Genomic DNA, 24,911 nt, shown 5'->3' with positions numbered 1-24,911 from the left:
AAAAGCGATGTGAAACATGGAATTCAGTTTTTATCAATAAAAAGAACCGTCAGTATTTATTGAAGCTTTTGTTTTAGACAATACTTTCAGCTTTTTATCTTTGCAAGATTCAAATACCCTTGCAACGATTTCAGGCTGTTCGAATATTACATGCGGTCTCTATGTAAATAGCTTAATTTGGAGCGACGCAAGCAGCTCAGAAAAAAGATGAAATAAAAAAGGCTTTATGTTAATGTTGACTAATTATAAGCGTTCTTTATTTTTGCTGAAAATTGGTTAAAAAAGCCGATTCTTCTCTGCTAACGCTGACTCGAAATAGACTCGATTCACAAAGGAATCTGTCAATGGGAACAACTGTTGGTGTCGGCTTCAGTGATCACAGGAACCCGCTTAAAGCTGGTGAAGAGGCTGTTGAACGAGCACTGACCCAGGCAGCAATCATCCAGCCTGATTTTGTCCTGGTCTTTGCGACGGTTGGATATAAACAGGAAGCCCTTCTTAATGCTATCCGTAAAGCGAGCGGCGGAGCTCCGGTGAGTGGTTGCTCGGGTGAAGGGGTCATCACTCACGAAACCGCTACTGAATCAAACTTTGGCGTTTCCGTCATGGTTTTTTGCTCGGATGAGCTGCGCTTTGAGCGGTTTCTGATTGAAGATATTTCCGACTCTGCGGCGGCCGGGGAAACCCTGGCCGGCCAGCTCAATTCTGTAGCCGCCCGGGATTCCCTGGCCTGTCTTTTGTTCGCCGATGGGTTGACGTTCAATTTCGACCCCTTTATCAATTCATTTAAACGATGCCTGACCTTGCCGCTCCCTGTTTTTGGCGGGCTGGCCGCTGATAATTGGACCTCCCGAAAGACCTATCAATATCATGATGACCTGGTCCTGTCCAACGGGCTGTCCTGCATTCTTATCTCCGGGCAGGGGCGCCTTTCCTGGGGGGTCAGTCATGGTTGTATCCCGGTTGGAAGCGAGCGGATGGTGACCAGGTGCCGGGAAAATGTCATTCAGGAAATTGATGGGACTCCGGCGCTTTCCGCCCTTCAGGGGTATTTAAGTGAAGACTGGCAGGAGCAATGGAGTAAAGCATCATTGAATCTATGCCTGGGGTTCCCGGCTCCGACGGAGATCAAAGGTGAATATGGCGAGTATGTTATTCGCTATATGCCGAGTAAAAATGATCAGGACGGCAGCGTGACAATCCAGTCGGAGGTTGCCGAAGGGACCCGTTTCTGGATCGTTCGGCGGGATAAGGAGCTGATTCGTAAAGAATTGTGTGAGGTATCAGAAAAAATCAGGCAGGATTTTTCCGGACAGAAACCGAAATTTATTCTCCAGTTCGAATGCAGCGGACGGGGCAAGGTTGTGTTCCGCGAACAGGAGAAAAATGATCTGATTCGCTCGTTGCAACAGGAGGTGGGCGCCGATGTGCCATGGCTCGGTTTTTACACCTACGGAGAGATTGCTCCGGTCGGCGGATTGAATTGTTTTCATAATTTTACCTCGGTCATTCTTGCTGTCATTTGAGAGAAGCGATGACGGATCAAGGCATTAACGAGAAAAACGAAATTATCAAGTTGCGTCAGGAGAATGATGCTCTTCAGCAGCAGATCAAAATGCTGATCAAGGCTGAGGGAAAGCTTTATGGACTCCAGGAAAAGCTTGATGTTCAGCTAAAAAATTATAAATTGTTGTATGAGCTTAATCGGAATATCAATTCGACATTTGATATTGGTAAGATCTTCGAGTTTGCCGTTGACCATGTTGTCCACAATCTCGAACACGAAAGAGTCTTTTTCCTGAGGCACGATACACAAAACAGTGTTTATCGTGCCTTTGCCGTTGAAGGCTATTACGAAGCCGCAGATGAACAGCGCCTGATGAACCTCAGACTGAGTGACGACGATGTGCTGTTTCAATCCCTTTTGGCTGGAGCCGAGTATCATTTCTGTAAAAAAGACTCCTCGGACCTCGCATCATACCGGGAAAAATTTTGCATGCAGGAGTTTTTTATTTTTCCTCTCGGATCACAGTCGCCGTTTTTCGCTTTTCTCGTCGTCGGCAACTCAGGTGAAAATTCAGGGTTCTATCAGCCTGTCGAGGAGAGTGAAGACGACCTGTTGCGGTTGGGCAATCTGGTTGGTTTGCTGTCGTCCCGGGTAGACAATTTTATCTCTTTCGGCAATATGGAAAAAGCTCTTGAGCTGGAGCGCCGTGCCGAGCTCAAATTCCGGGATCTTTTTGAAAATGCCTCGGAAGGTATTGTTCAGATTACCGGGGCAGGTGAGGTGTTGAGTTGTAACCCGGCTGCGGCGAATATTCTCGGCTACTCGTGCCCCCAAGCCGTTATCGGTAAAGTGAATTTTTTAGAGCGGATGTTTGTTCGCCCGCAACGACAGAATGAGCTTTTTGTAGAATTGCGTCAGGGCCGGAACGTCCATAATTTCGAAGCAGAACTTTGGCGTTGGGACGGTTCCAGACATTGGGTGCAGATCGGGGCTCGACCTGTTCTTGACGAAACAGGTAACATTCTTTCGGTCGATGGGATTTTTCTGGATATTTCAGAACGTAAGAAGGCTGAAGCCGCATTGCAGAGTCTTAACGAAGAGCTGGAGCAGAGGGTTAAAGTCCGCACCAGTGAGCTTGAAGCCGCCAATCGGGGATTGCATTCTCTGACGGTTCAGTTGGAAAAGACCTTGGCTGAACTAAAATCCGCCCAGTCAAAGGTTCTGCAACAGGAGAAAATGGCATCTATCGGCCAACTGGCAGCAGGCGTTGCTCATGAGATTAATAATCCAATGGGGTTTATCATCAGTAATCTTAACACGCTGAAAAAATATCTGAGCAAAACCGAGAATTTTATTCAGTCCCAAAGTGCGGCTATTGATACCTTACCAGCGAACAGTGCCACGGATGAAATCATTGCGGATTTAGCGCAGCAGCGCAAACAGCTCAAACTGGATTTTATTGTGGAGGATCAACAGCAACTGATTGATGAATCACTGGATGGCGCCGAGCGGGTGAAGCAAATAGTGCAAAGCCTGAAGAGCTTTTCTCGAATCGACGAGGCCGAATTTAAGCTGGCTGATATTAACGAAGGGCTGGAAAGCACTATCCGAGTGGTCTGGAATGAACTGAAATATAAAGCGAAGCTGACCCGTGAATTCAGCTCTTTGCCTGAAGTCTATTGTAATCAGGGGCAGTTGAATCAGGTGGTGATGAATTTGCTGATCAACGCCGCGCATGCTATTGAGAATAATGGTGAAATCAAGATATCAACATCTGTTGCTGAACAGAATGTTTATATCAGTATTGCTGATAACGGGTCCGGCATCCCTCAGCATCTGTTGGGGCGGATATTCGAACCCTTTTATACGACAAAAGACGTCGGCCAGGGGACCGGACTCGGGCTGAGTATCGCTTATGATATTATCAAACAGCACAATGGCGAAATATTTGTCGAGAGTGAACTGGGAAAGGGGACGATATTTACTCTGCGCCTTCCCCTCGGCTCCATTGATTGTGCAAAAGGTTGAGGGGAGGGGGGAAGTTCTGGGGCATCTTTCTGTGCCGGTGAGAAAGCTCAAGCTCTCTGAATTCCTACCCTGTTGCTGCCACGAGGCAAGTTGAGAGATAACCCGCTGGCTATCACCAGAAAACCGGCTGACAGCCAGAGGCAGCCTACCAGACCGCCCGCCTGAAACATCAATCCCGAAAAGAGTGTACCGATCAGACGACCGGCGGCGTTTGCCATATAATAGAAGCCAACATTCAGGGTGGTGTTATCCGTCTCGCTGTAGGCAAGGATTAAGTAAGAGTGGACCGAGGAGTTGATGGCAAACACCATCCCGAACAACGTCAGACCGGTCACCACCGTCAACCATGGTGATAGCTCGAACCAAATACCGAGAGCGATAACCGCAGTCAGAACACTTAAAGCAAAGGCTCCGCCACTGGCTGTGCCGCCTTGGGGGGTACCTCCTTTTAAAAAGCGCTTCAGAATCCTGGGAGCCAGGACCTGCACGCCGCCGTAGCCGATCACCCAAAGGGCCATAAAAGCGCCGACCTGGGTATTGTTCCAGCCAAGGGTGACGGACAGAAAAACCGGCAGTCCGACCACAAACCAGATATCCCTGGAGCCGAACAGGAACAGGCGCGCCGCAGAGAGCAGGTTAATGTCGCGGCTTTTGGACAGGATGGCGCTGAATTTGGTCTTCTTTTTGGCCATGCCGATATTGCCGGGCAGTGCCAGCACCGTGGCCAGCAGCACGAAAGCGAGCCCGGCGGCCATCAGCAACAGCGCCGGTCGGAATCCGACCGTTGAGAGCAGCAATCCACCCAGGAAAAAGCCGGCTCCCTTGAGGGCATTTTTCGAGCCGGTCAGCAGGGCGACCCATTTGAACAGGATATTGTCCTGATCTCCCGGAACCAGAACCTTGATGGCGCTTTTGCTGCTCATTTTGGTCAGGTCTTTGGCAATCCCGGAGAGTGCCTGCAGCAGCATGACGTAGGCGACCGAGAAGGTTATCGGCCAGGCCGGATTAAGCAGGGCCAGGGCGCCCAAGGCGACAATCTGCAGGGCCAGGCCAACAAACAGGGTCACTTTCAAACCCAGGTGGGAGCCGATCCAGCCTCCGATCAGGTTGGTGACCACGCCGCAGAATTCGTAGAGCAGAAACAGCAGGGCGATCTGGGTCGGGCTGTAGCCGAGCCGGTAAAAATGTAGCAATACCAGCATGCGCAGAGCGCCATCGGTTAAGGTGAACCCCCAGTAGGCGCCGGTCACCAGGCTATAATTGCGGATGTCGCTGGTCATGTGCTAAAGGCTCAAGGCCACTTTGCGGCACAACTCCATGAGCCGGTTGGCGTAGCCCATTTCATTGTCGTACCAGGCGTAAACTTTCAGCTGGGTCTCATTCACCACCATGGTCGATGGTGCGTCGATGATGCAGGAGCGGGGATCGCTTTTGAAATCGATGGAGACCAGGGGCCGATACTCGATGCCGAGGATCCCTTTGAGTTCGTTGCCGGCGGCCTGCTCGAACAGGGCGTTGATCTCGGTGGCGCTGACTTTCCTGGTCATCTCAAAAACCGCATCGGTGAGGGAACCGGTCAACAGCGGGACGCGAATGGCGTGGCCATTGAGTTTTCCCTTCAGCTCCGGATAGATCAGGGTGATGGCGGTGGCGCTGCCGGTAGTGGTCGGGATCAGGGACATGCTGCCGGCGCGAGCCCGGCGCAGGTCTTTGTGAGGGGCATCAACCACAACTTGAGTGTTGGTCATGTCATGAATCGTTGTGATCACCCCATGCTCGATACCGATCTGCTCGTGGAGAACCTTGACCACCGGGGCCAGGCAGTTGGTGGTGCAGGACGCGGCGGTCAGCAGGTGATGCTCGGCCGGTTGATAGAGGTGGTCGTTGACTCCCATGACGATATTGAGGGCGCCCTCTTTGACCGGTGCGGCAACGATCACTTTTTTGACGCCGCCGGTAAAGTAAGGCTCCAGGGTGGCAGGGGTGCGAAATTTTCCGGACGCCTCAATGACGATATCCACACCGAAGTCGGCCCAGGGGACGTCGCCAGGGATGGCTGCGGCGGAAAAACCGATTCGCCGTTCGGCGATGCTGATGCTGTCGGCAGCAGCCGTAATCTGCCGGTCCCAGCGCCCGTGGACCGAATCGAATTCAAGAAGGTGGGCCGCCGTTTCCGGTCCGCCCTTGACTTCATTGATATGGACAATCTCGATCTCTGGCCAGTCCCAGGCGGCACGTAGTGCCAACCGGCCCATGCGGCCGAAGCCGTTAATACCGACACGAATACTCATTTATGACTCCCATAGCACAGCATGAAGCAATCTTTGTGGCTGGTTATAATAGCAGATTGTGAGCAGTTGATGAGTTTTTCCCTCAACAACAAAAAATGCTCCTTTGCCCGGTTCGGCACGGTCCGGGTTAGCAAACTGCGATGATTTCAAACTCCCGGGGTGGATTGCCGGGCATGGTGACCACATCGCCGCAGCAGCGGCCGAGCAGTTTTTTCCCCAGCGGGGAGTCTGGGGTGATAACCCTGACCTCGGTTCCCTGGCAGGAGAGCAGCTGTCCGCCGGCCGCGGGTGCGATGAACAGGGTTCGGGTTTGACCGGCGTCGTCTTCAAGGGTGACCACTGCACTCAGGCGAATGCTTGACTCGGCGCTGAATTCCTTGAGTTCCAACTGTTTGAACAGGGTCAGGGCTGCGCTGATTTCATTGGCCCGATCCGCCTGCCCTTGGGCGATGTACGATGCTTCAAGGGCCAGAGTGGCATATTTATTGTCAGGAATGTTTTCTTCGTGAGTCGCTGCAGCATGGGCGGTTCTGGCCGCCTGTAGCAGCAGGGCACGATCGGCCTGGAGTTTGTCGATGATTTGTTGACGCAGGGCTTCTTTGTTCATGGCCTGACTGGAAAAAGGGTTATGAAGTTAATTGTTGTCGGGGTTGCCCGGGTGCTTGCAGGCGGTTTTCTTTTCCGCCACCCAGACGGCATGGCGATAGCCACCCTTGCCGGGACGTTCACAGCGCACCGCAAATCCGGCCGCACGCAGGCGTCGTTCAAAGCCGGCATCGGGGTTCTCGCCCCAGACGGTAAGGACTCCGCCGGTCTTCAGCCTGGTTCGATAATATTCGATGGCCCGGCTGCCGTAAAGCGGGTCGTTGCGCTGGTCGGTCCGCGGGTGGGGCCCGCGATAGAGATCGAGGATGATCGCATCGAAGCTGCCGGCGGGCGCGGTTTTGATCAACTCGGCGACATCGGTGATCTGCACCTTGACTCTGGGATCAGCGCAAGCATGGTCGGTCAGTTCGGCCAGGGGACCGAGGCACCACTGGTAGACCTGCGCGTTCAATTCGGCAACCGTGACTGCGGCACTGGCGGGCAGCGCATCCAGCACCGCGCGCAGGGTGATAGCCATGCCCAGGCCGCCGACCAGCACCTGCGGCGCGGGATGCTGGCCGATTTTACTGCAGCCGAGTCGGCCAAGGGCCAGCTCGGAACGTTGCGCCTTGCTGTTCATCAGGATCTGCGGGCCGATGCTGATCAGGAAATCGTCTTTGCCGCGACGCCGCAATTCAAGATCCCCTTCGCCTGCAACCGTAACCCGGTCGAGGACCTGCCAGGGTAGTGCCATAGGCTCTTCTCCTGTCGACCGGTTAGAGTTTCAGATCCGCTTCGCCCTGATAATGCTCGGCGCGCATGCGCTCCACCTCGCTGCTGGCCAGGTATTCGTCAAAGGTCAGCATCCGGTCGATAAAACCGGCCGGGGTGAATTCGATGATCCGGTTGGCGACGGTGGACAGGAACTTGTGGTCATGGCTGGTGAACAGGACCACTTCGGAGAAGGCCATCAGCCCGTTGTTCAGGGCGGTGATCGATTCCAGGTCCAGGTGGTTGGTCGGTTCGTCAAAGACCAGAGCGTTCGCTTCGGTCAGCATCATCTTGGCCAGCATGCAGCGAACTTTCTCGCCACCGGAGAGGACCGTCGCGTTCTTCTTGGCTTCATCGCCGGAGAACAGCATCCGGCCCAGAAAGCCGCGGGCGAAACTTTCCCCTTCGGTCGGCGCAAACTGCAGCAGCCAGTCGATGAGACTGAGGTCCTTGGTAAAGTAGCTGCTGTTATCGATGGGGAAAAAGGCCGGAGTGATGGTGACTCCCCAGCGGAAACTGCCGCTGTCGGGCTGCAGTTCCCCGGCCAGGATCTGGAACAGGGTGGTTTTGGTCAGGCTGTCGGCGCCAATAAAGGCGACCTTGTCCCCCTTGTTGAGGGTCAGGCTGAAGTTGTCCAGCACCTTAACCCCGTCCACGGTTTTGCACAGGTCCTTGATCTCGAGGATGACATCGCCGCAGGACCGCTCCGGTTTGAAGATGACAAAGGGGTACTTGCGCGAGGAGACCGGCATGTCTTCGATGGTCAGTTTTTCGAGGAGCTTTTTGCGTGAGGTCGCCTGCTTGGCCTTGGAGGCGTTGGAGCTGAAGCGCTGGATGAATTCCTTGAGCTCGTTGGCCTTGTCGGTGGTCTTGCGGTTTTCCTCCTGGCGTTGCTTCAGGGCCAGCTGGCTGGCTTCATACCAGAAATCGTAGTTGCCGACATAGACGGTGATCTTGCCGAAATCGATGTCCGCGACATGGGTACAGACCTGGTTGAGAAAATGCCGGTCATGGGAGACCACAATCACGGTATTTTGGAAACGGGCCAGGAAATCTTCCAGCCAGTTGATCGATTTGAGGTCAAGGTGGTTGGTCGGTTCGTCAAGGAGCAGGATGTCGGGGTTGCCGAACAGGGCCTGGGCGAGCAGGACACGAACTTTTTCTCCCCCTTCGAGTTCCTTCATCGGTTTATGGCGCAGCTCTTCCGGAATCCCCAGGCCGTTCAGCAGCACGGCCGCTTCGGCTTCGGCCTCGTAGCCGTTCAGTTCTGCAAATTCGGCTTCCAGTTCCCCGGAACGGACCCCGTCTTCATCGGTGAACTCAGCTTTTGCATAGATCGCTTCGCGCTCGGCTTTGACCTGGAAGAGGCGTTCATGCCCCATCATGACCGTGTCGATGACGCTGTGTTCATCAAACGCGAAGTGGTCCTGGCGGAGCATGGCGATGCGTTCGCCGGGGCCGACGGAGATTTCCCCCTTGTCGGCTTCCGCTTCTCCGGCGAGAATCTTCAGAAAAGTTGATTTTCCGGCACCATTGGCGCCAATCAGTCCGTAACAGTTGCCGGGGATAAACTTGATATTGACATCTTTGAAAATGACCCGTTTGCCATAGGCAAGGGCCACGTTATGAGCACTGATCATTGATATAATGTCCTTTAAAACAAAGAAAAACCACAGGGAAGGTCCCTGTGGTGGGTGCGCGCTGGTTGTAGCATTGATCGGCGCTTGCGGGCAAATGATTTTTCTGTATTTAAGCCGCTGAGGATTGAGCCGGTTGGCGATGCCGGACCAGGTTGCCTGTTTTCAGACGGTTGCGTCTAAGGAATGTCAAGCCAGGACGTGATTCTGCAGGGGACAAAGCGGGGGTGTTTTTGGCTTCCTGGTTGATGGCTGTAGATTATCCCATGCCCGACCCCGGCATCGAGGTGGCCGCGGAACAGGGTCGGGCGGGAACCGGTGACGCAGATCGTCAGGAGTGCTTCAGCTTGCGGCTGGCCCGGGGAAAAGATTGTTCCGCCGCGGCCGGCACACTGGTTTTGCCGAACAGGCGGACGAGCCCGTCAAAAACGGCTGTGGACTGCAATTGTCTGCCGCGTTCCAGGCGTTCTTCCAGACTTTCGTAGGGCTGAGCGGTCGATGCTGCGCTGGGTTGCATCTTCATGGCCTTCTCCTTTGCCAACCTGCGGACGATCTTTGTCGTTCTGTTTTTTTGTTATTCAATTTAGAATAAGTATTATTCGTCAGGAACAGGAAAAAGAGGTCACGTGCTGTGCATTTATGTTCAGCCGCAGGGATTGTTCATATTGGAGGGGAGCCGGGGGTCGATATGAATCAAAACTGGGACGATATGAGGTATTTTCTGGCCCTGAGTCGCACCAATTCTTTTGTGGCCGCAGCCAATGAATTGAAAGTGACTCATAGTACGGTGGCCCGGCGGATCACCGCCCTGGAGGAATCTCTCCACACCCTCCTGTTCCAGCGGACCGAAAAGGGGTGCAGGCTGACTCCCGCAGGAGAACTGCTGCTGCCCTATGCCGAGCAACTGGAGAGTACGGTCATCAGGCTGGAGGAGTCAGTTTCGGGAAAGGATAACCAACTGGCCGGGGCGGTGCGGATCGGCGCTCCGGACGGGATCGGCAACAGCTATCTGGCTTCGCGGCTGAGCAGGTTCCAGAGTCGTCATCCCTCGCTGGCCATCGAATTGATCGCCGTGCCCATGTATTACAGTCTGGCCAAGCGTGAAATCGATATTTCCATTACGGTCAGAAAGCCGACCGTTGGCAATCTGATTGTCCGCAAGCTGACCAATTACCGATTCGGTCTGTTTGCCTCGCAAAATTACCTGGCTGAGAGCAAACCGATCACCAAAAGGGAGGACCTGCATGAGCACCGCCTGATCGGTTATATCGATGATCTGCTTTTTGATCAGGATTTGAGCTTCTGGACTGAAGTCGCCCCGGGACTGACCACCAATTTTCGCAGTTCCACCATGCTGGCTCAGGTCAACGCGCTGCTCGCCGATGGTGGTATCGGTGCGATCCCGTACTTTCTTGCCCATGGCCAAAAGGAGGTGGTGCCGGTCCTGCCCGAGTACAGCATTCAGCGGGGTTTCTGGTTGCAGGTCAATCCCGATTCCCGACAATTGGCCCGGGTCAGGACGACCATCGATTTTATTGTCGGCCAGATCGAAGCCGATAAGGAACTGTTCCTGAGTTTGCCGTAACCACCATGGATTGTTTGTTCTCTCTCCTGCTCCGGCGGCGGGTTTTATTCCAATGGAACGTGCATTTTTCATATCTGCTTGAAAGGATTCGCCATGAGATTTTCTATTCGAACCATTGTCTGTCTTGTGCTCGTGGGGTTGTTATTTCAAACTGTTGTTTTTGGAGCCGCCTCTCCTGACTACAAAACGACCAAAACCCTGCTTGATACCAGCCAGACGGTGATCGGGGAAGACATTCTTTATCCCGGCGGAGGACAAGCCAGGATCAAGGCCATGGTTGTGGTCTTGGAACCCGGTGAAAGAACCGTTTGGCACCGGCACGGTGTTCCCTTGTATGCTTATCTTTTGGCCGGCGATCTGGAACTGGATTACGGACCGGCCGGAAAACGGATTTATCACAGCGGGGACAATTTTATGGAAGCGATGACGGAATTCCACCAGGGACATAATATCGGTTCGGATGAAGTCAGGATTCTAGCCGTCTTCATGGGCGGGGAAGGGCAGCCCCTGGTGATTCCAAAAGAGTAGCTCCGCCCTTGTTGCCTGAAAAAAGGGTGCCTTTCGGCACCCTTGATGAAATGGTTACGGTGATGTCATTCTGGAAGCTGACGCTACCGGGTTGTTGAACATGTGCAGCTATGGGTGTAGCGGGCTGTTTTTCAACAGCCCGCTAATGATAGCGATCAGTACCCTTTGAGATAGTCGATATACTCCGGCAGGAACAGCGAAATCTGCGGGATATAGGTGATCAGGATCAGGAACACCAGCAGGATCAGCAACCAGGGCAGGGCCGCCTTGAGGACCCAGGTGATGCTGTGGCCAGTGATCCCGGCGGTGACGAACAGGTTGAGACCGACCGGCGGGGTGATCATGCCGATCTCCATGTTGACCACCATGATGACGCCCAGGTGAATCGGGTCGATTCCCAATTTGACCGCGATGGGGAACAGGATCGGCGCCATGATCAGCAGGATTGCCGAAGGTTCCATGAAGTTTCCGGCGATCAGCAACAGGATATTGACCACAATCAGGAAGCCCCAGGCCGGCAATCCCCAACCGACGATGATTTCCGCCAGGTGATGAGGAATCCGTTCCGTGGTCAGGACATGGGCGAAGAGCATGGCGTTGCCGATGATGAACAGCAACATGATCGACACCTTGGAGGCGTCCCGAAAAACCTTATGGGTATCCGAATGGACCACGGATTTGGGGATGGCCAGCAGGCACAGAGTGAGGTTGCGGGCAGCAATTTTGCCAATAGATTCATCCTTGCTCTGGCGCCAGGGGATTCCCTTCAGCGGCCCCATGTCGCGATAGATGAAAATGGCGATGAAATAGGCATAGACCGCCGAGACGGCCGCCGCTTCGGTTGGGCTGGCGATGCCGCCGTAGATCGAACCGAGCACGATAACGATCAGCATCAGGCCCCAGCCGGCGCTGATACTCGATTGTACCAGGCTTTTAAAGCCCACCCAGGGTTGCGCGGGAAGCCCTTTGACGCGGGCAACGACGTAAATAACCGCCATCAGCATCGAGCCCATCATCAGGCCGGGTAAAAAACCCGCCATAAACAGTCGCGCCGCCGATTCTTCCGTTGCCGCGGCATAGACCAGCATGACAATGGACGGCGGAATCAGGATGCCCAAGGTGCCGGCGTTGGTGATGACCCCGGCCGCCAGTTCTTCGGGATAGCCGGCTTTAACCATGCCGACGATGACGATGGAGCCAATGGCGGCGACCGTTGCCGGAGACGACCCGGAAACCGCGGCAAAGATCATGCAGGCCAGGACCGAGGCCATGGCCAATCCGCCGCGAATCCAGCCGACGCAGTCGATGGCAAAGTTAATGATCCTGGTGGCGACGCCGCCGGTGGACAGGAAGGTCGACGAGAGGATGAAAAACGGGATGGCCAACAGGGTATAGTGGCCGGCCTCCGCCGAAAACAGTTTCAAGGCGATGGACGCCAGTGAGTCGTTGGAAAAAATCAGGATCGTGGTAATACTGGAGAGTCCCAGTGCAAAAGCGATCGGCATGCCCATGAGCAGGCAAAGCAGAAGGATAATAAACAGGGCTGCAGTCGTCATGCCGGGTCACCTCCGTTGTCTGCTTCAGCTTTTGCTTGCTGGATCAAATGCATGCTTTCCTTGGCCTCATCCGCAAGGTTGAAGCCGTCGGCCTTGCCGGTGATGATGGCCCAAAGCAGGATGATCAGGCGGATGGCCATCAGGATCATCCCGATCAACAAAATGCTGTGGGCTATCCACTTGGGAACAGGCATGTCATCCAATTCAATTCCGATTTTGTACATTTTGGCGAGATAGACCCAGGCCCCCTTTGAAAACAGGCCGCAGTAGGTCAGGCAGGCCAGCACCGCGATTCCGCTGACGATCCTGCGGGCGGTTAACGGCAGCACTTTGACCAAAGCGTCAACGCCGATATGGGAACCGACCTTGATGCCGTAGGAGGCGCCGAACAGCACCATCCAGGCAGAGAGGTGCAGGGTTAACTCCTGGGCCCACATCAGTCCTTGGCCGAAGCCGAAACGGAGCACGACTTCCACGAAAACCAGCAAGGTCATGGCGGCCAGAAGCAGAGCAATGATCGACTCTTCCAGACTGTTGATTATCCGGTAGAACATAGTCAGACCTCATCAAATTAAATAAACAATCACGGGCCTCATGAGTGAGGCCCGTGAAGCGAGCTACGGTTTAGTTGGAAGCCGCGGCGGCTTCGATATAATCTTTGCCAATGGCGTTTTCGAATTGTTTCCAGACCGGCTTCATGGCTTCGACCCACTGCTGACGCTCGGCATCGGTCAGTTCGATAACTTCCGAGCGCTTGGAGTCGATGATTTTCTGGCGATCTTCAATGGCTTTCTTCTCGGAGACGTCGTTGCCGAAAGCGATTGCCTCGTCGAGGGATTTTTTGACTTCTGCACGGATGTCGTCAGGCAGACCCATCCAGAATTCGCTCGAAGTCACGACCAGGTAATCGAGAACGCCGTGATTGGACTCGGTGATATAGGGCTGAACTTCATAGAATTTCTTGGAATAAATATTGGACCAGGTGTTTTCCTGGCCATCAATGGCTTTGGTCTGCAGCAGGGTGAACACTTCCGAGAACGGCTTCTTCAACGGCATTGCATCGACCGCTTCGAACTGGGCAGCCAGGACGTCGGAGGTCATGATACGGAACTTTTTGCCGGCGGCATCGGCCGGAACCCGCAACGGACTGCTGGAGGACAGCTGCTTGAGACCGTTATGCAGGTAACCTAGTCCGATCAGGCCCTTTTTTTTCATCGAAGAAAGCATTTTCTGACCATCTTCACTTTGCTGGAAGCGCTCAACCGCGGCCATGTCTTTGAACAGGAACGGCAGGTCGAAGATTTGCAGGGAACTGGTGTATTTTTCAAACTTGGAAAGGGCCGGCGCTGCCAGTTGAACGTCTCCGAGCAACATGGCTTCAAGAACATTGTCATCGCCAAACAGCTGGGAGTTGGGGAAAACCTCAACAACGACTTTTCCGGGCAAACGTTTTTCCACCAGCTCCTTGAATTTGTTGGCCATTTGTCCTTTTGGGGTATTCTCGGCGACAACGTGGGAGAATTTAATGACGATCGGTGCGGCCGAAGCGAGCGTTGCTGTCGCAACAAAGGCGACTGCAACCAACAGACTTACCAGTACCAGTTGACTTTTTTTCATCTTGCTCTCCTCTTTAATCGGTTAAGTGTGCAATGTCACCACCATGGTGACATGGGAAACATAAGTGGTTTCGACGACCTGGAATGCCGGTCCGGGAAAACGCCTCCCTGGCTCAGTAGACAGCCTGGTAGAGCAAGTTTGTATCGGTCGGACCGCAGCATTCTGCGATGTATTGCAAAACTTTTTTCTGCCAAAGCTTGCGAGAGTCTTTGCCGACCGGATGGATATTGATCCGGTCCTGCTGCCGGAGTTTGGCATAGGCATCCTGATCGGCTTTGTCTGCCATTTCCGTGGCGTATTCCGTTGCATTGACAACGGCCTCCTGGATGATGATTTTTAAATCTTCCGGCAGGCCGTTCCAGAAGCTGCGTTGCACCAATAAAGCATGTCCGGATAGCCGGTGATTGGTCAGGGTAATGTCTGAAAAAGCCTGTCTGCTGATTGCGCTTTCGATTTCGCCGAGGGTCAATTCCTGCCAACTACCGGAAACTTGATGCCCGGCTTCCGGTGACCGGCGCTGACTGGTGAGGCAGCATTTTTCAGCGGGGTCAGAGAAAAACAAGGTCGAATCCGCCGGCAGCTCGCGATTTCCGGCAATCTGCTCAGGTCCTTCGTCCCAGATGCCGAGAAACTTCAGGTTGTTTTGCTCTAAGCTGGACAACAGCTGTGTCCCGATATTACTATCGATAATTTGGTGAAGGTGTTGCCGACTGCGATAAAGGAATGGTAGCTCTAGGGCTTTTAACGCCACTGCCTGATCATGCAGTTTGTTGATCTCCGGGATGGCCAGTTGGGTTTCAGTCGTCTGCAGGGACTGCACCAGCTGATCGGCGGTCAGAGCGGGATTATTGATTAAGTGGACCTGAATCCGTTTGTTTGATCTTTCTTCCAGTAGCTTTTGCAGATAAGCCGTCACCGTCGCTTTGGTTGAAGAGGCCTCTGTCATGGTGCTGATGGTTATCTGGATGGGCTGGGCGGCCTGTACGGAAGTGGCCAGCACGAGCAGAATGAAAAATATCAAAAGCTTGTCCATTGTTTTAAAAAGTCTCGCAAATGGTTGTTTTTGTATTTTTTAGAAAAGCTGTTTTTGTCGATATTATAACGTTACTGGCAAATGCTGTGCCATATCTATAATGCTGTTATTTTTTTACGTAGACCTAGTATTGTTGGGCGTTTCTCGGATGTGTGCTCCATTTTAAGGGGTTCTCCATATGTGGAGTGTGGCCAATATTGGCCAATTTGCGGCTAAAAGCGGCCACTTTGTAGGTGCTTTTTTGAATTGATATAACCTGGTTCTGGTTTTGATGTGTTTCTTTGGGTGGTTAAATATGAAAAACTGTTTGTATTTGCGTGAGGTGTCTTGGATTGGGGTTGCTATTGAGGGGGGTGTCGCTTGGAAGTGAAAAAACTGTTTCATGCTCCGGCAAAAATAAATCTTTGTCTCCATGTTCGCGGTCGCTTGAAAAGCGGTTATCATGAGCTGGCAATGGCTATGCAGCGGGTGGATCTTTGTGATGATGTTGTCGTTGAGTTGCGCCCGACGGGAGGGGTTTCTGTTTGCTGTGCCGGTCTGGAACTGGCTGCGGGGGAGGAGAATCTGGCGGCTCGTGCCGCGCGGCTGATTTTGCGGCGGGCTGGTCTTGATGTCGGCGTGACAATTTCGATTGTTAAGCGGATCCCGGTGGCCGCTGGTCTGGGTGGTGGGTCCTCGGATGCTGCTGCGGTTCTGATTGCTTTGAATGAAATGCTTGCTATCGGCTATAGTGAAATGCAGCTGCGGGAGATGGGAGCAGAGCTGGGTTCGGATGTGCCATTTTTTATCTTTGCGCGGCCGGCCTGGGCAACCGGGACTGGCGTGCAGTTGGAGGCTCTTCCACCGCTTCCGCTGGTTTCTTTTGTGTTGGTCAACCCCGGAATAGCGGTATCTACTGCAGATGTTTACCAAAGTTTACGGTTGACAAAAGGGGGTGAACTGGCTAACCTTCCGAGGTTTTCAGCGGGGACCCTTGAGAGTCTGTGTGATTCTTTGCATAATGATCTGGAACAGGTTGTTTTGCCGAGGTTTCCGGTAGTGGCAGAGGCGAAGCAGCGACTGGCAGAGTTGGGGGCGGCGGGCACTTTGATGTCCGGTAGTGGGGCAACGGTTTTCGGAGTTTTTGCCGATTATCCTGATGCTTGTCGGGTTGCGGAGGTTCTGGCGAAGAACACGGACTGGTTTGTTTCTCCTGTACGCCCGTTATGAAAACAGCTTGATGGTATTTTTTCTTACTTATTATATTGCGTGAGGCTCTGACCTCCATATAAATAAGTAGAGGAAATTTTTTAAGGCAACAAGTTTGATGGGGCGTCGCCAAGCGGTAAGGCACCGGATTCTGATTCCGGCATTCCCAGGTTCGAATCCTGGCGCCCCAGCCACAATAATTGGCAACTACTGTTTCACCAGGATTCGAAGCGGAGCGAGCGCTGACTGGATGTCAGAAGAGCGGCCGGGATGGCCGCGGCAGCGAGCGCAGGGGAGCCGACGCAGGAACCGCCTGGATGGCGGTGACGGAGTGGGCGAATCCTGGCGCCCCAGCCACAATAATTGGTAACTACTGTTTCCCAGGATTCGAAGCGGAGCGAGCGCTGACTGAGTATCAGAAAAGCTTAGATTTAAAAATAAAAGTTTTAGTTGTTTGATGGGGCGTCGCCAAGCGGTAAGGCACCGGATTCTGATTCCGGCATCCCCAGGTTCGAATCCTGGCGCCCCAGCCACAAGGACTAGCACCTAACTGCTTCCCAGGATTCGAAGCGGAACGAGCGCTGACTGGATTGCAGAAGAGCGACCGGTTGGACCGGATAGACGCGGTTCGTTTGTTATTGAAAATTTTCGTCGGTTGGGCGGCTATATGAAACAATGCAGTCCGGCCTTTTTATGTTGCGTTACTATTCGCAAACCGATTTAAAACCAGAGAAGGTATGAGATCTGTGGGTATGATCAAAATATTTACCGGCAATTCCAATGAGCCTCTCGCTCAAGCAATCTGTCAACATCTGTCTGTTGCTCTGGGGAGTGCAAAAGTCAGAACATTCTCCGACGGCGAAGTGATGGTGGAGTTGGGCGAGAACGTGCGCGGCCGGGATGTTTATGTCATTCAGTCCACCTGCTCTCCGGCCAACAACAACCTGATGGAGTTGCTGGTCATGGTTGACGCTCTCAAAAGAGCTTCGGCAGCGCGGATCAATGCCGTTGTCCCGTATTTCGGTTATGCCAGGCAGGATCGCAAAGTTGCTCCGCGGGCTCCGATTACGGCAAAGCTTGTCGCAGATCTGATGTCGGTCGCGGGGATTGATCGACTGCTGACAATGGACCTCCATGCTGGACAAATCCAGGGGTTTTTCGATATCCCGGTTGATCATCTGTATGCCGCACCGGTCATGTTGGAAGAGATCCGGCGGCAAAACCTTGGCGAGATGGTGGTTGTTTCTCCGGATGCAGGGGGTACCGAGCGGGCCAGGGCATTTGCCAAACGGTTGGATGCGGGCCTTGCCATTATTGACAAGCGCCGGAGTGGACCGAATGTTTCGGAGGTGATGCACATCATCGGTGATGTCAAGGATAAACCTTGTGTTATTATTGACGACATGATTGATACGGCAGGGACCCTCTGTACGGCTGCCAAGGCGTTGATTGAAAAAGGCGCAACCGATGTTTACGCCTGCGCCACCCATGGTGTCCTTTCCGGGCCTGCGTTGGACCGTATTTCCAGCAGTGAATTAAAAAAAGTATTTGTGACCGACACCATTCCCACGGCGGATAAACTGAAGCAATGTGATCGGATGGAGATGCTTTCTGTCAGCCATTTGCTTGCAGAAGCGATCCGGCGCATTCATAATGCGGAATCGGTCAGTTCCTTGTTTGTGTAGCAGAATAAATTAATAGCCGATTTTTAAATACCCATTGATGGAGGAAAAATAGATGGCACCAGAAGCTGAATTGAATGTTGAGTTAAGAGAGAAAACTGGTAAAGGCGTTGCACGAAAACTACGGGCAGCAGGTAAAATCCCGGCGGTGGTTTATGGCAAAGGTCTGGAGCCCAAAAATATCGTGGTCGACCCCCGTCAGCTCGAAGACGCGATTGCCGGTGAAGCTGGTTGGAATACTCTGCTCACGCTGAGAGGGGCTAATGGTCTTGAAGGCAAGGTCGTGGTTCTGAAAGAGGCCGATCTCCATCCGTTGCGGCGGGAGATGATCTGTGCTGATTTCCATGTGATCAACCTCCAGGAAAAGTCCACCTTTATGGTTCCGGTTCATATCGTCGGGACTGCTGCTGGACAAAAAATGGGTGGCTCGCTGCAACTGATTCGTCATGAACTTGAAGTCAGCTGTTTGCCGGGCGACGTGCCTCAGGCTCTTGAAATCAATGTTTCCGCCCTGGAAATCGGTGATACGATTCACATCGAGGAAGTCAAGGCTCCTGAAAATGTGGAATTGGTCTTTGATGTCAATTTCACGGTCGTGACTGTTGTCGGTCATAAGGCCGCGGACGATGCTGACAGTTCTGAAGAGGAAGAAGGTGCCGCTGAATAAGCGAGCTGATTTTCGGGATTGAAGTGAAATTACTGGTCGGGCTGGGAAACCCCGGTGCAAAGTATGAGGCGACGCGCCATAACGTTGGCTTTATGGTGGCTGAAACGGTTGCGCAGAGACATCGGGTGGCCTTGAAAAAAAAAGGCTACCAGGGGCGTTATGGAGTCGGAACCGTAGCTGGTAAACAAACCACAATTCTGTTGCCTCAGGAATTCATGAACAATAGCGGATCCAGTGTGAATGCTGCCTATCAATCCCTCGGTGTCGTGCCGGGGGATTTGATTGTCATTTACGATGACCTGGATCTTCCTTTCGGGCGACTGAGAATCAAGCAGGAGGGCGGTCATGGTGGCCACAATGGTATTCGCGATATCCTGGCGATTCTTGGCCGCAAAGATTTTATCCGGCTGCGCGTCGGGATCGGCCGACCCGAATTCGGTGATGTGACCGGTCATGTCCTCGGCAATTTTAATGCTCTGGAACAAAAACATTTGCCCCAGCTTCTGGATGCCGGGGCCGATGCGGTAGAAAAGATTATCGCCGCTGGGGTTTTGGAGGCGATGAATATATTTAATGGCTTTAGCCTGATCGACTAACTTTCAACACAAACAGACAGAGAGGCAGGGAACAGATGCAACTGCAAATGTGGGCTCCTATCTTTGGGGTGGTCGGATTTGTGATCGCGCTTGTGCTTTACAACATTGTCAAGGCACAGCCGGTCGGTAATGAGAAAATGCATGAGATTTCTGATGATATCCATGCTGGTGCTATGGCGTTCCTGGGCCGTGAATATCGCGTCCTGGCCATTTTCATTGTCTTGGTGTTCGCTCTGATCGCCATTGCCATGAATTTGCAAACCGCTCTGGCCTTTGTGGGTGGCGCCATTTGTTCAATGACCTGCGGTTTCATCGGCATGAAAGCTGCAACCCGTGCCAACGTGCGGACCTCTGAAGCTGCTCGTGCCCATGGTCAGGCCAAGGCGCTGGAAGTTTCCTTTAACGGCGGTGCTGTTATGGGGCTGGCCGTCGCTTCGCTGGGCTTGGTCGGGGTTGGCGTTGCTTTCATCTTCTTCGGTGGAGACCCGGAGACTGCCAAATATATCAACGGTTTTGCCATGGGGGCCTCTTCTATCGCCCTGTTTGCCCGGGTCGGTGGCGGTATCTATACCAAAGCGGCTGATGTTGGCGCTGACCTGGTTGGTAAGGTCGAAGCCGGGATTCCGGAAGATGACCCGCGTAACCCGGGTGTTATTGCCGACAATGTCGGCGACTGCGTTGGTGATACCGCCGGGATGGGTGCTGATATCTTTGAATCTTATGTCGGTTCCATTATTGCCACTATTGCTATCGCTGCTGCGGCAGGCCCCGAGTTGCTTGGCAAACTGGGCGTCGGTGCCGCTGTCCAGGCCAATGCCATGCTTTTGCCTCTGGCTCTGGCCATGGTCGGGCTGGTCTTCTCCCTGCTCGGGATCGCTTCCATGAAGCTGCTCAAAAGCATGGACCCGGCCAAGGCTTTGCATTACACCACCTTTGTTGCCGCTGCCGGCTTCCTGGTGGCTGCTTTTATTTATATCCGCTTTGCTCATCTGGATAACGGAATCTTCTGGGCAATTCTCGCCGGAACCCTGGCCGGTATCGCCATCGGGCAGGTCACTGAATACTACACTGCCCATGCACCGGTTGCCCGGATTGCTAATGCCAGTAAAACGGGTCCCGCGACCAATATTATTCATGGCCTGGCTGTCGGTCTTGAATCGACCGCTCTGCCGATCATCATCATCGCCATTGGTATCTTTGTGGCGAACTACTTTGCCGGCCTTTACGGAATCGGCATCGCTGCCGTCGGGATGCTGGCTACTGTTGGCGTCACCATGACTGTTGATGCCTATGGTCCCATCGCCGATAATGCCGGTGGTATCTCGGAAATGGCCGGGCTTGGTCCGGATGTCCGTAAAATTACCGACGGCTTGGATGCGATTGGCAATACGACTGCAGCGATCGGCAAAGGTTTTGCCATCGGTTCCGCTGCCCTGACTGCCCTGGCGCTGTTCTCCGCTTATGCGACCACTGTCGGTCTTGACTCGATCAACCTGATCAACCCCATGGTTGTCATCGGTCTGCTCATCGGTGGTGCGCTGCCGTTCTTTATCGGTGCGCTGACCATGACCAGCGTCGGCCGTGCCGCCGGTGCCATGGTTGATGAGATCCGCCGCCAGTTCCGGGAAACTCCAGGATTACTGGAAGGTAAAGAAGGCGTCAAGCCGGATTCCCAGAAATGTATCGATATTTCGGCCAAAGCTGCCCTGCGGGAGATGGTCTTGCCGGGTGTGGTTGCCGTCGTCGCTCCGGTGCTGATCGGCTTCCTGCTTGGGAAAGAAGCTCTGGGCGGAATGCTGGCCGGTGCAACTCTGGCCGGGGTCCTGTTAGCGCTGATGATGTCCAACGGTGGCGGTGCTTGGGACAACGCTAAAAAATACATCGAAAGTGGCCAATTGGAAGGCGAAAGCAAGGGTGGCGAAGCACATGCCGCTGCGGTTATCGGCGATACCGTCGGCGACCCCTTCAAGGATACTTCCGGTCCGGCAATGAATATCCTGATCAAATTGATGAGTGTTGTCTCTTTGGTCATCGCACCGCTCCTTGTCTGATCGGCGCGACTGACATCTTCTGTTTCCGATAGCCGGGGCGCAGTTGCCCCGGCTATCGGTCTTTTTAAAGGACGTTTATGGGCTTCAAATGTGGAATCGTCGGCCTGCCGAATGTAGGGAAATCGACAATTTTCAATGCTATTACTTCGGCAGGCGCGGAATCGGCCAACTACCCGTTTTGTACCATCGAGCCGAATGTCGGCGTGGTGGCCGTGCCTGACGAGCGCCTTAATCGGCTTGCCGAGATTGTGCATCCTCAGCAGATCTTGCCGACCAGCATGGAATTTGTCGATATCGCCGGTCTGGTTCGGGGAGCCAGCAAGGGGGAGGGGTTGGGAAACCAGTTCCTCGGCCACATCCGCCAAGTCGATGCCATTGCCCACATTGTACGTTGCTTCAATGATGACAATGTTGTGCATGTGGACGGCTCCGTGGACCCGTTGCGCGATATTGAGGTCATTCAGACCGAACTTAATCTGGCTGATCTTGATACCGTCGACAAACGCATCCTGCGCGGGAAAAAACAGGCCAAAAGCGGTGATAAGAAGCTCCAGGCCGAATTGGAAGTGCTGGAAAAAATCGCTGCCGCACTGAATGAAGGGCTGCCGGCGCGTGCCGTTCAGCTGGAGCCTGAGGAGCGCAAGGCCATTTCCGATCTGCACCTGATCACCATCAAGCCGGTGCTCTACGTTGCCAATGTCGCTGAAGACGACTTGGCCGGAGAGCATCCCTTTGTTGACAAGGTTCGTGCCCACGCTGTTGCCGAGGGGGCGGAAATGGTCACCATCTGTGGCAAGATCGAAGCGGAAATCGCCGAACTCGACAATGAGGAAAAGCTTGAATTTTTGCAGGAGCTTGGGTTGGATGAATCAGGACTCGACCGGATGATCCATGCCGGTTATAAACTTCTCGGTCTGATTACCTATTTCACCGCCGGGGTGAAAGAGGTTCGAGCATGGACCATTCCCGATGGGGCGCTGGCCCCCCAGGCTGCCGGTGTGATCCACAGCGATTTCGAAAAAGGTTTCATTCGCGCTGAAGTGACTGCTTACGAGGATTATCTCAAGTCCGGTGGTGAGTCGGGCGCCAAGGAGAAAGGCCTGCTGCGTTTGGAAGGGAAAGATTACCGAGTCATTGATGGGGATATTATGCATTTCCGGTTCAACGTCTGAGCCTTTTGAAAGTACCCTTAGCATGCTTCTTTCCGGTCGGTCGGCACAGTTTTAAAAAGCTGCTAAAAAGCTTGAAACAATTTAACTCTTATGCTAGAAACTTTGGTTTGATCTGGAATCGATGGGATTCCAGATGTATCGTCCTTGCTCCGGAACGGATTCGGGGCTGCATACCCACGAGGAGAATCACAGATGAGAAACTATGAATCACTCTATATCATTCACCCGGATATTGTCGGCGATGGCCTGACAGCCGTGGTGGAAAAATTCCAGACGATTTTGACCGATCAAGCGGCTGAAATCTATAAGCTGGATAACTGGGGCGTCCGTAAATTGGCGTATCCCATCAAAAAAGTTGAACGTGGCTGTTATGTTCAGGTTCTTTTTTCCGCTGAGCCGGAGGTCATTGCCGAATATGAGCGGCGCTTGCGTCTGGACGAAAATATCCTGCGCTTTTTGACCGTTAAGATCGAAGGGGATTTCGCCAGTGCCGAGCCTTCTACCGAGGCTTCTGCCCGGGTCGAGGATGACGATGACGAAATCGCGGATGAAGAAGAATAACTACATAACAATCAGGAGATAATTACCATGGCATATGAAAATTCAGGTCGTCCTTCAGCGTCATCTGCGGCACCCCGTCGTCGTTTTGGCCGGCGTAAAATTTGTCGTTACTGTGCTGATAAAAATCAGAAGATCAATTACAAGGATATCGACAACCTGCGCTATTATCTGACGGAACGGGGCAAGATTGTTCCGCGGCGGATTTCCGGTACCTGTGCAGCACATCAGCGGCAGATCGCAGAAGCGATTAAAAACGCCCGGCAAATTGCGCTGTTGCCTTATACCGCGTCGCATTCCCTGTAAATTTGTGGTTTCAATAGCGAAGAGATGAAAGCACAGGCAGTTTTATTTACCGCAATTGGTATCGGAATCACCCTGTTTTGCCTGCTGGGGGTCAGTTGGCTTGGACCGATGGGGGCTTTTCTGAACCTTTTCAGTGCACTGCCTGCTGCTTATCTCACGCTACGGTTTGGAATTCGCAGTGGTATGGTTGTGGTCACGGTGGTCTGCCTGATTCTGGCGCAACTGACCACGACCTATACCCTGATGGCCTACCTCGGGTTATTCGGGGTTGGCTCTTTGCTGTTACCGTACTGCCTGTTGCGTCGCATTCCCTGGGATCGGGCTGTTTTTTACGCCACGCTGGGCGCAGCCGTGGTAACTGCCGTGATGATGATCGGAACGGTTGTCGCTCAGGATCTCAATATGGCGACGCTTGTCGACCAGATGGTCCGTTCCGAAGTTGATCAGGCCATGCAGGTTTATCGTGACGCTGGCTTTAACGGCAGCCAACTTCAGGATATGAAGGCGGCCGTCGAGAGCATGGCTGGTTTTATCAGCCGAAGCTTTTACGGTCTTTATCTGGCGGTGCTGTTTGGTGTCCAGGCGCTGACCATGGTTTTTTTGCAGCGCTTCAAACAGAGCAAAGAGCAGATTGTGGGCCCATCATTTGCGCGCTGGCGTTTGCCTGCACCGTTGATCTGGGTTCTGATCGCAGGGGGCTTTCTCCAGTTGGTTCCGTTGGCCGGGTTGTCTGTGGTCGGTTGGAACCTGCTGGTGGTGGTTTTGCCGTTGTACTTTTTTCAAGGGATGGCCGTTGTTCATCATTTTTTACAACGGAAAAAGTATCCCTCACCGGTTAAAGGGGTTATTTATCTGCTGCTGCTGATATTTAACCCGTTGCCAGTGATTGTCACCAGCGTCGGGGTCTTCGATCTTTGGATCGATTTTCGCCGGCCCAGGCAAAAACAAATTTGAAACTCGATCCGATACGGAGGAGATAGATGAATACCAATGTTATTTTAAGAGAAAATGTCGATGGTCTGGGAACGATCGGCGATGTCGTCAGCGTCAAGGTCGGCTATGCCCGTAATTACCTTGTCCCCCAGGGATTTGCCAGTATTGCTGATGACCGCAATGTCAAGGAACTGGAGCATCAAAAACGCCAACTGGCTCGGAAGCTTGAAAAAGTCACCAAGGATGCCGAAGCTGTCAAAGCCCGCATCGAAAAAGTGACCTGCGAGTTTACTCAGCGCGCCAGTGAAGAAGGAAAGCTTTTCGGTTCCGTGACTTCGATGGATATCGAGGCCAAATTGAATGCTGCCGGTATCGACATTGACCGTAAAAAAATTCAGTTGAGCGAACCGGTAAAATCCCTTGGTGAGCATACAATTTCAGTCAAACTTGACGCCGGAGTGGTTGCAGAGCTCAAAGTGGTGGTTAACAAAGAAGAAGAATAATCGTTTTTTAAGCGGTTATTCAGTTGAAATAAAGGCGGCAGAATTCCTTTGGGAGCTTTGCCGCCTTTTTTTATCGATGGTCCCTCGGCAGTTGTTCATCTGTCTGTTTCGTTTTAC

At 53.1% G+C, this 24,911-nt stretch carries 24 protein-coding genes and 2 tRNA genes; 16 read left to right on the top strand and 10 right to left on the bottom strand.

Going from position 1 to position 24,911, the window contains the following annotated elements:
- Window positions 1–344: 344 nt before the first annotated feature.
- Window positions 345–1,526: an FIST signal transduction protein gene (locus N909_RS0101300; protein WP_029910171.1), complete on the top strand. Its 1,182-nt coding sequence runs from the start codon at window positions 345–347 to the stop codon at window positions 1,524–1,526.
- 89 nt (window positions 1,527–1,615) lie between these two features.
- Entirely contained in the window at window positions 1,616–3,535 is a 1,920-nt protein-coding gene (locus tag N909_RS24270; protein ID WP_162179096.1) for an ATP-binding protein, read from the top strand.
- A gap of 47 nt (window positions 3,536–3,582) precedes the next feature.
- Here N909_RS24270 and arsJ read toward each other — a convergent pair whose 3' ends face one another.
- From arsJ to N909_RS0101265, 6 genes are all read right to left on the bottom strand, one after another.
- Window positions 3,583–4,815, bottom strand: a complete 1,233-nt coding sequence (arsJ, locus tag N909_RS0101290; protein WP_029910165.1) for an organoarsenical effux MFS transporter ArsJ — start codon at window positions 4,813–4,815, stop codon at window positions 3,583–3,585.
- A gap of 3 nt (window positions 4,816–4,818) precedes the next feature.
- The gene (locus N909_RS0101285; RefSeq protein WP_029910161.1) at window positions 4,819–5,826 is read right to left on the bottom strand and encodes an ArsJ-associated glyceraldehyde-3-phosphate dehydrogenase; all 1,008 of its coding nucleotides are present in this window, start codon (window positions 5,824–5,826) and stop codon (window positions 4,819–4,821) included.
- 127 nt (window positions 5,827–5,953) lie between these two features.
- A complete protein-coding gene (locus N909_RS0101280; protein ID WP_029910158.1) occupies window positions 5,954–6,433 on the bottom strand; it encodes a GreA/GreB family elongation factor in 480 nt (159 codons plus the stop codon).
- A 27-nt stretch (window positions 6,434–6,460) separates the two neighbouring features.
- On the bottom strand, window positions 6,461–7,165 hold the full coding sequence (locus N909_RS0101275; protein WP_029910156.1) for a spermidine synthase: 705 nt from the start codon (window positions 7,163–7,165) through the stop codon (window positions 6,461–6,463).
- A 22-nt stretch (window positions 7,166–7,187) separates the two neighbouring features.
- On the bottom strand, window positions 7,188–8,822 hold the full coding sequence (locus N909_RS0101270; RefSeq protein ID WP_029910151.1) for an ABC-F family ATP-binding cassette domain-containing protein: 1,635 nt from the start codon (window positions 8,820–8,822) through the stop codon (window positions 7,188–7,190).
- Window positions 8,823–9,150: 328 nt separating this feature from the next.
- A complete protein-coding gene (locus N909_RS0101265; RefSeq protein WP_029910149.1) occupies window positions 9,151–9,342 on the bottom strand; it encodes a hypothetical protein in 192 nt (63 codons plus the stop codon).
- A gap of 165 nt (window positions 9,343–9,507) precedes the next feature.
- Between N909_RS0101265 and N909_RS0101260 the strand changes: the two genes are divergently transcribed.
- Both N909_RS0101260 and N909_RS0101255 read left to right on the top strand, forming a co-directional pair.
- A complete protein-coding gene (locus N909_RS0101260; RefSeq protein WP_029910145.1) occupies window positions 9,508–10,404 on the top strand; it encodes a LysR family transcriptional regulator in 897 nt (298 codons plus the stop codon).
- Window positions 10,405–10,497: 93 nt separating this feature from the next.
- Window positions 10,498–10,932, top strand: a complete 435-nt coding sequence (locus tag N909_RS0101255; protein ID WP_029910143.1) for a cupin domain-containing protein — start codon at window positions 10,498–10,500, stop codon at window positions 10,930–10,932.
- 155 nt (window positions 10,933–11,087) lie between these two features.
- Here N909_RS0101255 and N909_RS0101250 read toward each other — a convergent pair whose 3' ends face one another.
- From N909_RS0101250 to N909_RS0101235, 4 genes are all read right to left on the bottom strand, one after another.
- Window positions 11,088–12,488 (bottom strand): TRAP transporter large permease, encoded by a 1,401-nt coding sequence (locus N909_RS0101250; protein ID WP_029910141.1) that lies wholly within the window; start codon window positions 12,486–12,488, stop codon window positions 11,088–11,090.
- The gene (locus tag N909_RS0101245; RefSeq protein ID WP_029910139.1) at window positions 12,485–13,042 is read right to left on the bottom strand and encodes a TRAP transporter small permease; all 558 of its coding nucleotides are present in this window, start codon (window positions 13,040–13,042) and stop codon (window positions 12,485–12,487) included. The genes N909_RS0101250 and N909_RS0101245 overlap by 4 nt, the downstream gene beginning before the upstream one ends.
- 70 nt (window positions 13,043–13,112) lie before the next feature.
- Window positions 13,113–14,105 carry a TRAP transporter substrate-binding protein gene (locus tag N909_RS0101240; RefSeq protein ID WP_029910137.1) on the bottom strand — a complete coding sequence of 331 codons (993 nt, stop codon included), beginning with the start codon at window positions 14,103–14,105 and terminating at the stop codon, window positions 13,113–13,115.
- 112 nt (window positions 14,106–14,217) lie between these two features.
- Window positions 14,218–15,126: a type 2 periplasmic-binding domain-containing protein gene (locus N909_RS0101235; protein ID WP_029910135.1), complete on the bottom strand. Its 909-nt coding sequence runs from the start codon at window positions 15,124–15,126 to the stop codon at window positions 14,218–14,220.
- 378 nt (window positions 15,127–15,504) lie between these two features.
- Here N909_RS0101235 and ispE point away from each other — a divergent pair, with 378 nt between their 5' ends.
- The 12 genes from ispE (at window position 15,505) to rplI (ending at window position 24,794) form a co-directional block, all read left to right on the top strand.
- A complete protein-coding gene (ispE, locus tag N909_RS0101230) occupies window positions 15,505–16,347 on the top strand; it encodes a 4-(cytidine 5'-diphospho)-2-C-methyl-D-erythritol kinase (RefSeq protein WP_029910133.1) in 843 nt (280 codons plus the stop codon).
- Window positions 16,348–16,445: 98 nt separating this feature from the next.
- Window positions 16,446–16,520 (top strand) — tRNA-Gln (locus N909_RS0101225).
- 264 nt (window positions 16,521–16,784) lie between these two features.
- Window positions 16,785–16,859: transfer RNA gene (locus N909_RS0101215), tRNA-Gln, on the top strand.
- A 219-nt stretch (window positions 16,860–17,078) separates the two neighbouring features.
- Window positions 17,079–18,011, top strand: coding sequence for a ribose-phosphate pyrophosphokinase (locus tag N909_RS0101210; protein ID WP_029910131.1), 933 nt, complete (start codon window positions 17,079–17,081; stop codon window positions 18,009–18,011).
- A gap of 52 nt (window positions 18,012–18,063) precedes the next feature.
- Window positions 18,064–18,675: a 50S ribosomal protein L25 gene (locus tag N909_RS0101205; protein ID WP_029910128.1), complete on the top strand. Its 612-nt coding sequence runs from the start codon at window positions 18,064–18,066 to the stop codon at window positions 18,673–18,675.
- A 23-nt stretch (window positions 18,676–18,698) separates the two neighbouring features.
- Complete coding sequence (gene pth, locus N909_RS0101200) at window positions 18,699–19,271, top strand: aminoacyl-tRNA hydrolase (RefSeq protein WP_029910126.1); 573 nt, start codon at window positions 18,699–18,701, stop codon at window positions 19,269–19,271.
- 35 nt (window positions 19,272–19,306) lie between these two features.
- Window positions 19,307–21,322: a sodium-translocating pyrophosphatase gene (locus N909_RS0101195; RefSeq protein WP_029910109.1), complete on the top strand. Its 2,016-nt coding sequence runs from the start codon at window positions 19,307–19,309 to the stop codon at window positions 21,320–21,322.
- 77 nt (window positions 21,323–21,399) lie between these two features.
- The gene (gene ychF / locus N909_RS0101190; RefSeq protein WP_029910107.1) at window positions 21,400–22,494 is read left to right on the top strand and encodes a redox-regulated ATPase YchF; all 1,095 of its coding nucleotides are present in this window, start codon (window positions 21,400–21,402) and stop codon (window positions 22,492–22,494) included.
- Between the two features lie 192 nt (window positions 22,495–22,686).
- Window positions 22,687–23,055, top strand: a complete 369-nt coding sequence (gene rpsF / locus N909_RS0101185; RefSeq protein WP_029910105.1) for a 30S ribosomal protein S6 — start codon at window positions 22,687–22,689, stop codon at window positions 23,053–23,055.
- 27 nt (window positions 23,056–23,082) lie between these two features.
- The gene (gene rpsR, locus N909_RS0101180) at window positions 23,083–23,358 is read left to right on the top strand and encodes a 30S ribosomal protein S18 (protein ID WP_029910103.1); all 276 of its coding nucleotides are present in this window, start codon (window positions 23,083–23,085) and stop codon (window positions 23,356–23,358) included.
- 24 nt (window positions 23,359–23,382) lie between these two features.
- A complete protein-coding gene (locus N909_RS0101175) occupies window positions 23,383–24,312 on the top strand; it encodes a YybS family protein (protein WP_029910101.1) in 930 nt (309 codons plus the stop codon).
- A gap of 26 nt (window positions 24,313–24,338) precedes the next feature.
- Window positions 24,339–24,794, top strand: a complete 456-nt coding sequence (gene rplI, locus N909_RS0101170) for a 50S ribosomal protein L9 (protein ID WP_029910099.1) — start codon at window positions 24,339–24,341, stop codon at window positions 24,792–24,794.
- The last annotated feature ends 117 nt before the right edge of the window (window positions 24,795–24,911 follow it).

Origin of the sequence: Pelobacter seleniigenes DSM 18267 (assembly GCF_000711225.1) — a bacterium.
Classification (GTDB): domain Bacteria; phylum Desulfobacterota; class Desulfuromonadia; order Desulfuromonadales; family Geopsychrobacteraceae; genus Seleniibacterium; species Seleniibacterium seleniigenes.
Note: the sequence above shows the minus strand (reverse complement) of the source record. Positions and strands in the feature narration are given on the sequence as shown.

What these genes read in the sequence shown, in the direction of transcription:
- rpsR (WP_029910103.1), top strand. Translation starts at nt 23,083, where the DNA reads ATGGCATATGAAAATTCAGGTCGTCCTTCAGCGTCATCTGCGGCACCC.
- N909_RS0101250 (WP_029910141.1), bottom strand. Translation starts at nt 12,488, where the DNA reads ATGACGACTGCAGCCCTGTTTATTATCCTTCTGCTTTGCCTGCTCATG.
- rpsF (WP_029910105.1), top strand. Translation starts at nt 22,687, where the DNA reads ATGAGAAACTATGAATCACTCTATATCATTCACCCGGATATTGTCGGC.
- N909_RS0101270 (WP_029910151.1), bottom strand. Translation starts at nt 8,822, where the DNA reads ATGATCAGTGCTCATAACGTGGCCCTTGCCTATGGCAAACGGGTCATT.
- N909_RS0101300 (WP_029910171.1), top strand. Translation starts at nt 345, where the DNA reads ATGGGAACAACTGTTGGTGTCGGCTTCAGTGATCACAGGAACCCGCTT.
- N909_RS24270 (WP_162179096.1), top strand. Translation starts at nt 1,616, where the DNA reads ATGCTGATCAAGGCTGAGGGAAAGCTTTATGGACTCCAGGAAAAGCTT.
- N909_RS0101285 (WP_029910161.1), bottom strand. Translation starts at nt 5,826, where the DNA reads ATGAGTATTCGTGTCGGTATTAACGGCTTCGGCCGCATGGGCCGGTTG.
- N909_RS0101240 (WP_029910137.1), bottom strand. Translation starts at nt 14,105, where the DNA reads ATGAAAAAAAGTCAACTGGTACTGGTAAGTCTGTTGGTTGCAGTCGCC.
- N909_RS0101210 (WP_029910131.1), top strand. Translation starts at nt 17,079, where the DNA reads ATGATCAAAATATTTACCGGCAATTCCAATGAGCCTCTCGCTCAAGCA.
- rplI (WP_029910099.1), top strand. Translation starts at nt 24,339, where the DNA reads ATGAATACCAATGTTATTTTAAGAGAAAATGTCGATGGTCTGGGAACG.
- N909_RS0101260 (WP_029910145.1), top strand. Translation starts at nt 9,508, where the DNA reads ATGAATCAAAACTGGGACGATATGAGGTATTTTCTGGCCCTGAGTCGC.
- arsJ (WP_029910165.1), bottom strand. Translation starts at nt 4,815, where the DNA reads ATGACCAGCGACATCCGCAATTATAGCCTGGTGACCGGCGCCTACTGG.
- N909_RS0101205 (WP_029910128.1), top strand. Translation starts at nt 18,064, where the DNA reads ATGGCACCAGAAGCTGAATTGAATGTTGAGTTAAGAGAGAAAACTGGT.
- N909_RS0101245 (WP_029910139.1), bottom strand. Translation starts at nt 13,042, where the DNA reads ATGTTCTACCGGATAATCAACAGTCTGGAAGAGTCGATCATTGCTCTG.
- ychF (WP_029910107.1), top strand. Translation starts at nt 21,400, where the DNA reads ATGGGCTTCAAATGTGGAATCGTCGGCCTGCCGAATGTAGGGAAATCG.
- N909_RS0101255 (WP_029910143.1), top strand. Translation starts at nt 10,498, where the DNA reads ATGAGATTTTCTATTCGAACCATTGTCTGTCTTGTGCTCGTGGGGTTG.
- N909_RS0101195 (WP_029910109.1), top strand. Translation starts at nt 19,307, where the DNA reads ATGCAACTGCAAATGTGGGCTCCTATCTTTGGGGTGGTCGGATTTGTG.
- N909_RS0101265 (WP_029910149.1), bottom strand. Translation starts at nt 9,342, where the DNA reads ATGAAGATGCAACCCAGCGCAGCATCGACCGCTCAGCCCTACGAAAGT.
- N909_RS0101175 (WP_029910101.1), top strand. Translation starts at nt 23,383, where the DNA reads ATGAAAGCACAGGCAGTTTTATTTACCGCAATTGGTATCGGAATCACC.
- N909_RS0101280 (WP_029910158.1), bottom strand. Translation starts at nt 6,433, where the DNA reads ATGAACAAAGAAGCCCTGCGTCAACAAATCATCGACAAACTCCAGGCC.
- N909_RS0101275 (WP_029910156.1), bottom strand. Translation starts at nt 7,165, where the DNA reads ATGGCACTACCCTGGCAGGTCCTCGACCGGGTTACGGTTGCAGGCGAA.